Annotated in this window: 13 protein-coding genes; 4 read left to right on the plus strand and 9 right to left on the minus strand. The window is 37.3% G+C overall.

Annotated elements, in window-relative coordinates; genetic code table 11:
- Positions 1 to 114: 114 nt before the first annotated feature.
- Both EYB29_RS09895 and EYB29_RS09900 read right to left on the minus strand, forming a co-directional pair.
- On the minus strand, positions 115 to 1,296 hold the full coding sequence (locus EYB29_RS09895; RefSeq protein WP_026867507.1) for an FtsW/RodA/SpoVE family cell cycle protein: 1,182 nt from the start codon (positions 1,294 to 1,296) through the stop codon (positions 115 to 117).
- Positions 1,297 to 1,338: 42 nt separating this feature from the next.
- Positions 1,339 to 1,611, minus strand: a complete 273-nt coding sequence (locus EYB29_RS09900; protein ID WP_370545415.1) for an Fpa/YlaN family protein — start codon at positions 1,609 to 1,611, stop codon at positions 1,339 to 1,341.
- A 172-nt stretch (positions 1,612 to 1,783) separates the two neighbouring features.
- On the opposite strand from EYB29_RS09900, the gene EYB29_RS09905 reads away from it, so the two are divergent.
- Complete coding sequence (locus tag EYB29_RS09905) at positions 1,784 to 2,266, plus strand: hypothetical protein (RefSeq protein ID WP_166627155.1); 483 nt, start codon at positions 1,784 to 1,786, stop codon at positions 2,264 to 2,266.
- Between the two features lie 33 nt (positions 2,267 to 2,299).
- On the opposite strand, the gene EYB29_RS09910 is transcribed toward EYB29_RS09905, so the two are convergent.
- Both EYB29_RS09910 and typA read right to left on the minus strand, forming a co-directional pair.
- Positions 2,300 to 2,674, minus strand: a complete 375-nt coding sequence (locus EYB29_RS09910; protein ID WP_235678920.1) for a YlaH-like family protein — start codon at positions 2,672 to 2,674, stop codon at positions 2,300 to 2,302.
- Positions 2,675 to 2,697: 23 nt separating this feature from the next.
- On the minus strand, positions 2,698 to 4,524 hold the full coding sequence (gene typA, locus EYB29_RS09915; protein WP_026867504.1) for a translational GTPase TypA: 1,827 nt from the start codon (positions 4,522 to 4,524) through the stop codon (positions 2,698 to 2,700).
- Between the two features lie 139 nt (positions 4,525 to 4,663).
- Here typA and EYB29_RS09920 point away from each other — a divergent pair, with 139 nt between their 5' ends.
- On the plus strand, positions 4,664 to 4,855 hold the full coding sequence (locus EYB29_RS09920; RefSeq protein ID WP_026867503.1) for a DUF5325 family protein: 192 nt from the start codon (positions 4,664 to 4,666) through the stop codon (positions 4,853 to 4,855).
- A 162-nt stretch (positions 4,856 to 5,017) separates the two neighbouring features.
- The gene (locus EYB29_RS09925) at positions 5,018 to 5,578 is read left to right on the plus strand and encodes a hypothetical protein (RefSeq protein WP_026867502.1); all 561 of its coding nucleotides are present in this window, start codon (positions 5,018 to 5,020) and stop codon (positions 5,576 to 5,578) included.
- Between the two features lie 310 nt (positions 5,579 to 5,888).
- On the opposite strand, the gene EYB29_RS09930 is transcribed toward EYB29_RS09925, so the two are convergent.
- A complete protein-coding gene (locus EYB29_RS09930; RefSeq protein WP_166627156.1) occupies positions 5,889 to 6,701 on the minus strand; it encodes an inositol monophosphatase family protein in 813 nt (270 codons plus the stop codon).
- A gap of 80 nt (positions 6,702 to 6,781) precedes the next feature.
- Here EYB29_RS09930 and EYB29_RS09935 point away from each other — a divergent pair, with 80 nt between their 5' ends.
- Positions 6,782 to 7,396, plus strand: a complete 615-nt coding sequence (locus EYB29_RS09935) for a YktB family protein (protein ID WP_166627157.1) — start codon at positions 6,782 to 6,784, stop codon at positions 7,394 to 7,396.
- A gap of 87 nt (positions 7,397 to 7,483) precedes the next feature.
- On the opposite strand, the gene EYB29_RS09940 is transcribed toward EYB29_RS09935, so the two are convergent.
- From EYB29_RS09940 to leuB, 4 genes are read right to left on the minus strand one after another with little or no spacing between them, the layout of a single operon-like run.
- Entirely contained in the window at positions 7,484 to 8,461 is a 978-nt protein-coding gene (locus tag EYB29_RS09940; protein ID WP_051220568.1) for a threonine ammonia-lyase, read from the minus strand.
- Positions 8,462 to 8,484: 23 nt separating this feature from the next.
- A complete protein-coding gene (gene leuD, locus EYB29_RS09945) occupies positions 8,485 to 9,081 on the minus strand; it encodes a 3-isopropylmalate dehydratase small subunit (RefSeq protein WP_166627158.1) in 597 nt (198 codons plus the stop codon).
- Between the two features lie 14 nt (positions 9,082 to 9,095).
- Positions 9,096 to 10,508, minus strand: coding sequence for a 3-isopropylmalate dehydratase large subunit (leuC, locus tag EYB29_RS09950; protein WP_166627159.1), 1,413 nt, complete (start codon positions 10,506 to 10,508; stop codon positions 9,096 to 9,098).
- Positions 10,509 to 10,527: 19 nt separating this feature from the next.
- On the minus strand, positions 10,528 to 11,589 hold the full coding sequence (gene leuB, locus EYB29_RS09955) for a 3-isopropylmalate dehydrogenase (protein ID WP_166627160.1): 1,062 nt from the start codon (positions 11,587 to 11,589) through the stop codon (positions 10,528 to 10,530).
- Positions 11,590 to 11,591: the final 2 nt, after the last annotated feature.

Genomic DNA, 11,591 nt, shown 5'->3' on the forward strand with positions numbered 1-11,591 from the left:
GCATAGCGTGTGGTTTATTTGTTTCGCACGTCTACGTGCTCAACCGACTGAAGTCACTAAAAAAACCGGATGTCACTCAAATTGAGCAACATCCGGTTAAAAGTTCTTTTATATTTAACGACCTTTTAATTCAATTTCAGCAGATTTTACATGTTTTGCTGCAATGACTAATAGACCAATTGCTATAGATACACTTAAGAATGATGACCCACCGTAACTTAACAATGGTAATGGGACACCCGTCAGTGGAATAATCTTAGAAATACCACCGACGTTTATAAACACTTGCATGGTAATATACATCGCGACCCCAACACATACAATTTGGTAAAATGTGTCAGTTGACCGTCTAGCATAGGACATCGCTTTAATAATGATTACTAGATATAGACCGACAATCAGCAGTACACCGACCAATCCTAACTCTTCAGCAATTACAGCCATTATGAAGTCTGTGTGTGGTTCAGGTAAATAACCAAGTTTAATAACACCGCTACCGATACCTGTCCCAAAAATGCCACCGTTAGATATTGCCATCAATGAATTTGTCAGCTGATAGCCACTACCTGCTGGATCACTAAATGGATGTAAAAATGTTTCGATTCTCTGCATTTGATAATTAGACAGAATTTGCCCGTTAATCAAATACATTATCCCGCCACCAACTAATAAGGCACCGCCGATTGCAAGTCCAGCTCTAAAAATAAATTTAAACGGTATTCTTAAATACATAAATGTACTGATAATAATGGCTGCAATAACCAACCATGTTCCCGTATCATTGATGATGACAAGTCCAGAAATTGCTAATATAAAAATTAAGGGGCCAGTACTAGATTCATTCGCACTGCCTAAGCGTTTTTCACGTCTTGAATATATATACGCGAGATATAAAATAGAAATTACTTTAAAGAACTCAGATGACTGTAAACCGAATGGTCCAAATCGTATCCAATTTCGCTGTCCATTTACCTCAGTACCAATAACCATAGTTAGAAGTAGAAGTATAACAATTATTGTTATCATGAGTATTTGGACACCCTTCATTTTAAAGAAATTTCCACTCATAAAATACGTCATGAAAAATACAATAATAAAACCGAGTATTAAAAATGCGAGGTGCCTATAATAGTAAAAAGTTGAACTACCTTCATTCATCTCAGCAGGTACCATGCTTGCGCTATAGACCATCACCAGACCAATTAAAGATAGGGCAACATAAGCGATTATTATTAAAAAATCAACATACTTAGAATATGACTTCACGTAGTTGATAAAGTTTTTTATGTACTTCATCTGGGCTGGTCCCTCATTTAAAAAAGTCTAAAGAAATTTTCTTTAGACTTGGTTTTTTTCTCTTTCCATATATGCTTCGTGTACCTTAGATACTTCTACTTCTAGGTGATCTAAAATAGCACGTCCGTCTTGTGCGTCAACTAAGCCTAATCTAACAGCAAAGTTTATTTCTTTCGATAGGCCAAACATCTGAGTGTCAAGAACTTCTTCAAACACAGGACACTGCGGCATCGTTAAGTTTTCCATCTGAACTTCAATCAGCTGAAGAATTCTGTCGGCGTCCTTATCTAACTGGTCATAAGCATTTTTGCTCATTTGTTTTACTTCAGACACGCGGTTCCCCCCTCAATTACTCTTCATAAAAGTTTATCTCAAGACCTTAAAAAAATCAAGCAGATATGTAAGCGAGTATCATGATGTATACTATTCATTCTATAATTTTTCTACAATCTTTGCTATACTTTTTTAATAGAGGGAGCGATTAATTATGATTATTCAATTAAAGGGAAATATTAAGTTTCAAATTACACTAGATCCATCAACGTGGATTTTTGATGATAGAAAGATTAAGTTAGAAGAACTACTTAAAAATGATGCGGATAGTGAAGAAATCACCTTTCAGGATCAGACAGAATGGAACCGACAAATTATTGAAGGTGAAACGAAACCCCCAACTTTAAAATCAGAGAAAAAATATAAAAAAAGAGAATTATTGGATAGTTCTTTCGTCATTTGTCTTAAGCCTTTCCTTGAATACACTGAACCGCACAATGGAGAAGATGCAAAAATCAACTTCATACATAAAGACGGCACGACTCAGTTAGACTACAAGGATCGTCATAGCTTCTATGCTCATTTTTCAAACGAGGGGAAACGACTTTATGACGACAGTATGTTTGACCTACTAGTTGTAACTAATGGTAACCAACAGGCAAAACTATCACATGTTACAGGCATCGAATTCGAATAATAAAAGAAGCTCGGACAAATGTCCGAGCTTCTTTTATTGCCCTGGCGGGTTTTTTGGCGATGCAATTTTACCTGCTTTTCTTTCCTTATGCAGTCTGTAACGATAACCCGCTAGAATGATTGCAATCACAATCAGACATTCCGCTACCGGGTAAAAGGCACCGAAGAATGTTAAAAAGATGACACCAATAAACATCAAAATATAGATCACAATGGTTTGCCACCATTTTACTTTACGTGCGAAGCCTAAGTGATAAACAATCGCACAAAGTACAAATATTGTGATTAACAAGTACCACATTCCAGTATCAGGATTTGAATCCAGACCATATAATCTCCCGAAAAACGTTAATCTCTCTTGGACGTTACTAACATCCGATGCGTTTAGGAGAATGAGTTGGTTTAACAACTGCCTCACTCCACTTCAGATAATTAATTACTCTTCTTATTCGCTTTTTCACGTGCATTTTTTTCAAGAATTTTTTTACGCATACGGATTGATTCTGGTGTAACTTCAACAAGCTCATCGTCGTTAATATATTCTAGTGCTTCCTCAAGCGTTAAAGTTCTTGGTTTCTTCATTGTTGAAGTTTGTTCTTTAGTCGCTGAACGAATGTTATTCGCTGCTTTAACTTTAGTAATGTTTACTGCAAGATCATTTTCACGAGAGTTTTCCCCTACGATCATACCTTCATAAACTTCAGTTCCAGGTTCAGTAAAGTTTGTACCTCGACCTTCTAAAGCTAAGATTGCATAAGTACTTGCTGCACCTTTATCTATTGATACAAGTACACCATTTCTTCTACCACCGATGCGTCCTTTAACTGCTGGACGGTAATCCTCAAATGTATGGTTCATTATACCATATCCACTTGTCATAGACATAAATTCAGTTCTGTAACCAATTAAACCACGAGCAGGAATCATAAATACTAAGCGTGTCTGGCCGTTACCAGTTGACGCCATGTCTAACATTTCACCTTTTCTTTCACCCATGGACTCAATAATGCTACCTGTATTTGAATCTGGCACATCTATTTGTACACGTTCAAACGGTTCACATGTTACCCCATCTATTTCACGGTGAATGACTTCAGGTTTAGACACTTGTAATTCATAGCCTTCACGGCGAAGATTCTCAACTAAAATGGATAAGTGTAGTTCACCACGTCCCGAAACTCTCCATGAATCTGGACGATCAGTTGGATCAACGCGTAGTGAAACGTCAGTTTCTAATTCAAGTTCAAGACGTTCTTCAATTTTTCTAGCTGTAACATGTTTACCTTCTCTACCTGCAAATGGTGAGTTATTTACAGAGAAAGTCATTTGCAAGGTCGGTTCATCAATTCTTAAGACCGGCAATGCTTCTTGGGCATCTACAGGTGTAATTGTCTCACCAACGTTGATGTCTTCCATTCCACTGATTGCAATTAAATCACCAGCTTTGGCACTGTTAACCTCTACACGGTTTAAACCTAAGAAGCCAAAGATCTTAGTGACACGGAAGTTCTTAATCGAACCATCGATTTTAAGTAGTGATACGGTTTGGCCGACCTCAATTGTTCCCCTGAAAACTCTACCTACACCAATACGTCCAACATATTCGTTATAGTCCAGTAGCGCAACTTGGAATTGTAAGGGTTCATCACTATTGTCTATAGGCGCTGGTACATAATCGATAATTGTGTCATAGATAGATTGCATGTTTTCATCTTGCTTATCAGATTCAAGACTTGCAGTCCCGTTCATAGCTGATGCATATACAACTGGGAACTCCAACTGGTCGTCATTTGCATCAAGCTCGATAAATAGTTCTAACACATCGTCAACGACTTCATTCGGACGTGCACTCGGTTTATCAATTTTATTTACTACAACAACTGGTTTTAAGTTTTGTTCTAAAGCTTTTTTAAGTACGAAACGCGTCTGAGGCATTGTACCTTCATAAGCATCTACAACTAAAATGACACCATCAACCATCTTCATAATACGTTCAACTTCACCACCGAAATCGGCGTGTCCTGGGGTATCTAAGATGTTGATACGTGTACCGTTATAGTCAATTGCTGTATTCTTAGCAAGTATTGTGATTCCACGCTCACGCTCAATATCATTTGAGTCCATAGCGCGTTCTTCTACATGTTCATTTTCACGGAAGATTCCTGATTGTTTTAATAGCTGATCTACTAGAGTCGTTTTTCCGTGGTCTACGTGTGCGATAATTGCAATATTTCTTACATTTTCTCTCAGGTTCATCAAGAGGATTTTCCCTTCGTATATAGAGTTACTTTATAACCGTAACATTATATCATATAATTTACATATCTGAATATATTCTCATGCAATTTTTTTATGATATAATTTTAAATAAGACAAAAATTTAGGGGCTACGTTTCAAATGGAGAAAAAGAAATCTAAATCTATATTTTTTATACTTGCCTGCTTAGCAGTGGCAACCATGGTTGCATTTTCTGTTTTTATAGCTGAAGAAATGGTTATAATGGCAATCTTGTCAGTGCTGATTTTCATTGGTATTTTTGGCGTCGGCTTTACATTAAAAAAGAAATATCGTGAAAATGGTTGGTTTTAATACTAATTTTATAAAATTGTGTTCAAAACATAACAGTTTTAAGAATTTATACCGAAATTCTGCTAAAACTGTTATATTTTTTTGCATTTTTTAAATTATTGTCTTTTGACGACAATTTCTAAAAAATTAATAATGGCCTTATCATCAATAAGGAGACTATCTATGAAACCCAAAAATGAAAAATTGAAGGTTTACGAATTTCTTTATAACAGACTACCCTTTAACAACGACGAAACTGAAGAGTACGAAGCCTTGCAAAAAATGGAACTTCTTGAAGAACACTTCGATTTGTATTTAAGAAAGATTGATTTAACAAATATTGAGGTTCACTGGCACTCTGAAATCTACATTGGTTCACAACATGAACTTATAAATGTGCTACTCGCAACAGAATACTGCTATTACTTATTTATACTCCATGATTTCTCTGGTGAACATTATATTAATCCATTCAATATATTAGTTAATCAAGCCCACGAGCCAGTCTATGATCTTAACAGATCTATATCAATCTATGAGAAATTTAAGGAAACCTTAATTGATGAAGGCAATTATCAGCGTCCTATCATCGTTAAACATGTCGTATTAAATGAAACATTTAAGTTAAACAGACGCCCTAGTGAGAACTTCCTTTCCTTAAAAAACTTACCCTTCTATTTAAGAGCCATAGAACATAGTGCAGTCATTAGAAAAAAGCACTTGCAGCCGGATTTAACAAAGTAAAGACTCCCCTTAATCTACCGGCTGCACGCCATAGAGAATTCAAACATGGTTTAAAATGTACAGATTGCCACAACTTTAATCTCTCGACGCTCAGTAGCAAACTAGTAATCTGTTCAGCTTGCCATACAATTCATAATCTTAAAGCACTCATCGTTGACTATTTCACTACGCTTTCCACAACAAACATCTCACTCTCTTTTTCAAAAAAGGAGGTAAAGACTCATATCGGATTACCACTCAGTAAATACACGCTCTTAAAATACATTACGTCTTTGTTTTATAAGGAATCAAAATATGGACAACACTATCACTATAAGTTATGAAAGTTATCGTGATACTCATGGAGGGCCTTATCGTCTTTAAAATACTGTAAAATTTCCTCGTGAATTTTAGGGTTACCACTGATTACACTTGTTGAATTAAATAGCGGTAATGATGCGCCGTAAATATCACTTGAGATATAGCCTAGTTCATTAGTAAGAATAATGCCGCCTGCATAATCCCAAGGGTACAATCTAAAGAACAAGAGCGCTGAGATTTGTCCTTTGGCTAACATCGCAAATTCTAGAGCTGCAGAACCGTATGATCGTACACTTCTTGACTCCGCCATAATATTGAAAAATGAGTCTCTTGTTGCCTCTCCTAAGATTCGTTTAGGATTTACTGCTATCAAAGAACTGTTTAATGGTTCATTTTTTGCTCGGTGTAATGGTTCATCATTTAAATAAGCACCTTCACCGAATTTAGCATGATATAAGTCGTGTTTCATGCAATCATAGATCAATCCACAATAAGGTTTACCATCAATGAATACACCAATTGAAATGGCAAAATGCTCAGCTTGATGAACGAAATTTAAAGTGCCGTCGATCGGATCGACAATCCAAATAACCCCTTCATCATCGTTAATATCTTCACCATGTCCCTCTTCACCTACTATTCTGTGTTCTGGGAAATGTTCTAAAATTTGATTATATATAAAGTTCTCAGTTTCTTTATCAACATCGGTTACTAGGTCATTTGGATTTGATTTACTATCTATATGAAAGCTTTCCAACATATGTTTTTCGATAAAACTACCAGCTTCTACAATTAAGCCTTTACCAAAGTCATATATATCCATGAAAGACACCTCAATTATTTGATTGCCGTGCATCTTTATTTTATCATAAGAGAGACCTTTTGAAAGGAGAACACATATAGATGAAATACGCATTTACACAAGCTGACTTTGATGTATTTAAAATCGATGGCCTCGATAATCGAATGGGAGAACTAATCGAACAGACACGACCTAAATTAGAAAATTTAGGTGAGTATTTTGAAAATTATTTAACTGAATTAACTGGTGATGAAACAATCGCTCACGTCGCAAAACATGCACGGAGAACGACAAACCCACCAGATGACACTTGGGTTGCATTTAGTACCAATCCAAGAGGATATAAAATGATGCCACATTTTCAAATCGGACTTTATCAAGATCATGCATTTTGTATGTACGGTATTATATATGAATCTAAAGATAAGGAAAGTCTGGCTAAAAATTGGTTGAAAAATATAGATAAATTCGACAAACTTCCTAGAACATACCAGATATCACTCGATCATATGAAGCCAGAAAAAACGCCACTAAATAAGCTTAGCGAAGAAGAATTAGAAGCAGGACTCATTCGTCTAAGAGACGTTAAAAAAGGCGAATTCTTAGTCGGTAAAGTATATAAACCCGGTGACAAAGCATTTGAAAGTGATGAGGCCTTCATTAAAGACCTTGAAAAGGTAATGAAGCATTTACTACCTTTTTATAATGTAGATTAATCTTTATAGTTTTCATTTTAGACATATTAAAGCTTAAAAAGGGACAATCTCGATATCGAGATTGTCCCTTTTTAATAGATTCATAATTTAGGTCAATGAGATTCGTTCTTTTTCTACTGATGTGTGGTCACATGAAGCTGCTAAGGTTTGAATTTCAGCCATTTTAGCTAGGTCTAAATTTCCACCACTCACGATTACACCAGTGTGTGTTGAGTCAATCTTGTCTCCATATGCTAAGAGCGCTGCGAGTGCAGATGCACCTGCACCTTCAACCAATGATTTCGTACGCTCTAAGAGATAAATCATCGCATTCGCAATCTGACTTTCAGAAACGCAGTATATTTCATCAACATAGTCTCTTACAACTTGTTGGGTCAGCATTCCTGGGGCTTTAACTGCAATTCCTTCTGCAATAGTTGAAGCTGAGGAAAGCATGACATGATCATCTTTTGTGTAATAAGACTTAAACATTGAAGGTGCATTTGCTGCTTGTACACCAATGATTTTAATAGATGGCTTAATCGCTTTTGCCGCTACAGCAATCCCACTGATTAAACCACCACCACCAATCGGAACAACGATAGTATCGAGTTCTGGTATATCTTCTAAGAATTCAAAACCAATTGTGCCTTGCCCCGCCATAATGTCATAATCGTCGAAAGGGTGTATATAGGTCGCACCCGTTAATTTTTTATGCTCTAAAGAAGCTGTGTAGGCCTCTTGGAAACTTTGACCAACTAGGTTAACATCTGCACCGTAACCTTTTGTCGCCACTACTTTAGCACTTGGCGTGCCTTCTGGCATAAAGATTGTCGCTTTGGCACCGACTTTTTTAGCCGCTAATGCAACACCTTGGGCATGGTTTCCTGCTGAGGCAGTTACTACACCAGCTTCAATTTCAGCTAAGTTTAGTTTAGATATCTTATAAGATGCGCCGCGGAACTTAAACGCACCCGTTTTTTGATGATTCTCTAACTTCATATATACGTTTTTACCTGTCATTCTATTTGTCGTTTGTGACGTAATAACAGGTGTTTTGTGCACACTTCCTCGCAAGTATTCCATAGCATCTCTGACTAAGTAACCATTTAACGAATTCCCAAAGAACCACGCTCCTCATATTGATTTATTTTATCTTCATTTAGTAAAGTAAGTGAAATATCATCCCAACCATTAATTAATTTTTCTTTATGATAGGCTGGTATGTCGAATTCAATTACTTCACTATCTGAAGTTTTAATTGTTTGATTTTCTAAATCTACATCTAAAGTAAATGTTCCATCTAAAGCTTTACCTTGCCATTCGTTTACTTTTTCTTCCCCTAGCTTTATTAATATCATGCCGTTTTTAAAAGCGTTTGAATAAAAGATATCGGCAAAACTCGGTGCAATAATGACTTTATAGCCATAGTCCAACAATGCCCAAGGTGCATGTTCTCTTGAAGAACCACATCCAAAATTATCTCCTGCAATTAGTACAGAAGCACCGTCAAACTCTGGGTCATCCATATTGAAATCAGTTCTTTTAGTACCGTCATCGTGGAATCGCCAATTATGAAATACAAATTCTCCAAAACCTGTACGTTCAATACGTTTTAAAAACTGCTTTGGAATAATTTGATCGGTATCGACATTCGAACGATTTAGAGGATACACTTTCCCACTATGATATGAAATTGCCTCCATTATTCTCCTCCTCCTTACGCCATTACTTTATGTTGATATTGTCTGACATCTACAAAGCGTCCGTTAATCGCTGCTGCTGCTGCCATTTCAGGGCTGACAAGATGTGTTCTTGCACCATTACCCTGACGGCCTTCAAAGTTACGATTTGAACTAGAAGCACAACGACCACCAGCTGGGACTTGGTCATCATTCATTCCAAGGCAAGCACTACATCCTGCATTTCTCCATTCAAATCCCGCTTCAATAAATACCTTATCAATACCAAGTGCCTCTGCTTCTTGTTTAACAAGGAAGGATCCTGGTACCACAATCGCTTTGACACCTTCTTTAACTTTGTTTCCTTTGATGATGTCTGCTGCACGTTGTAGGTCAAGCACTCTAGAGTTAGTACAAGAACCGATGAAGACGTGGTCGATTTCTATGTCAGTAATCGCCGTATTTTCTTCAAGTCCCATATACTCCAGTGCACGCTTGGTACCATCTTGATCTTTTGACTCACTAATTGACGGTGTGGTTGCACTAATCGGTACAACCATGCTTGGGTTAGTCCCCCATGAGACTTGAGGTTCGATTTGACTGGCATCTATTTCAAGTGTCGTATCATATACTGCACCTTCGTCTGTTGCTAAACTTAACCAGTCTTTTGCAAGTAGATCAAACTCCGCTTCATCTTTTGGTACGTAGCGACGCCCTCTTAAAAAGTCAATTGTCGTCTGATCTGGTGAAATCAGACCCGCTCTTGCCCCACCTTCAATGGACATATTACATACAGTCATACGACCTTCCATTGTGAGGTTACGAACCGCTTGGCCAGTATACTCAACAACATGACCATTACCAAAATCGACACCAAATTTAGAGATGATTGCTAGAATTAAATCCTTAGCAGTTACGCCTACCCCAAGATCGCCAACCACTTTAACATTCATCGTTTTTGGTTTTGATTGATTTAATGTTTGGGTAGCAAATACGTGCTCTACTTCACTTGTACCAATACCAAAGGCTAAGGCACCAAAGGCACCATGTGTTGACGTATGAGAGTCTCCACAAACGATCGTTTTCCCTGGTTGTGTTAAACCAAGTTGTGGCCCAATGACATGAACAATCCCTTGATCTGGGTGATACATATCCGCCAATTTAATACCAAAATCAGCACAGTTTTTCTTTAAAGCATCCATTTGCTTTTGAGCGATTTCATCTTGGGGATTCTCTCTATCTTTTGTAGGCACGTTGTGATCCATAGTTGCAAAAGTAAGGTCCGGACGTCGTACTTTCCTATTATTTAGCCTTAACCCTTCAAAAGCTTGAGGTGAAGTCACTTCATGGATGAGATGTTGATCAATATATAATAAATCCGGCTTTCCTTCTTCTTCATGAACGATATGTCTTTCCCAGATTTTTTCGATGATTGTTTTCTGTTTTGCCATGTTAACCTTCTCCTTTACTTTATTTTAGGTAGCTAATTATTTTTTCTGTCATTTCCGTAGTGGATAAAACTGTCGCATCTTCAATTTTCAAATCTGTCGTTACATAACCATCGTTCAGCACTCTATCTACTGCGTCTTCTATATTTTTAGCCGGCTCATGTAAGCCAAAAGAATATTTAAGCATCATAGCAACAGAAAGAATCATGCCGATCGGATTTGCCTTATTTGTACCTGCAATATCCGGCGCTGAACCATGAATCGGTTCGTAAAGACCAAAGTCATTTTCATTTAAACTCGCCGATGGTAAAACCCCTAGAGAACCTGTAATGACAGAGGCTTCATCACTTAAAATATCACCAAATAAATTTTCTGTAACAATCACATCAAAGGATGTTGGATTAGTGATTAATTTCATTGCTGCTGCATCAACAAGTTCATGATGAACATCCACTTCAGGATAGTTCTGACTGACTTCTTCAACAATTTCTCTCCACATTCTACTCGATTCTAAAACATTCGCCTTATCCACGGATGTTAGTTTTTTTGATCTTGCCAAAGCAGTTTTAAAGGCGGTATCTATAATTCTAACCATCTCTTGTCTGGTGTACGTTAGAGAATCCACGACACTATTTCCACCATCGCGACGTTCACTAGGTTGACCAAAGTACAGTCCACCTGTCAGTTCTCTAACTATCATCAAATCACTATTAGTCACAATGCTTTCTTTTAGTGGTGAGGCATGTAATAGTGCATCAAAAATTGCAACGGGTCTGAGATTTGCATAGAGATTAAAATGTTTTCTGATTTGTAAAAGACCTTGTTCCGGCCTTAAAGTACTGTCGGCCCATTTAGGTCCACCAACCGCACCGAGTAGGATTGCGTCACTTTGTTCACAAGCATTAATTGTTGATTCTGGTAGTGGCGCGCCATGATTATCTATGGCGCTGCCTCCTATGTCATGTTCTGACGTTGTTAATTGAATTTGTTCTCTCTCTGATATTGCAGTTATGACCTTTTTCGCAGCTGCCATTATTTCTGGTCCAATACCATCGCCAGGAAGTAGTGCTATATGTTTTTTCACTT

It is taken from the genome of Jeotgalicoccus sp. S0W5 (genome assembly GCF_011634875.1).
Classification (GTDB): Bacteria; Bacillota; Bacilli; order Staphylococcales; family Salinicoccaceae; genus Jeotgalicoccus; species Jeotgalicoccus marinus.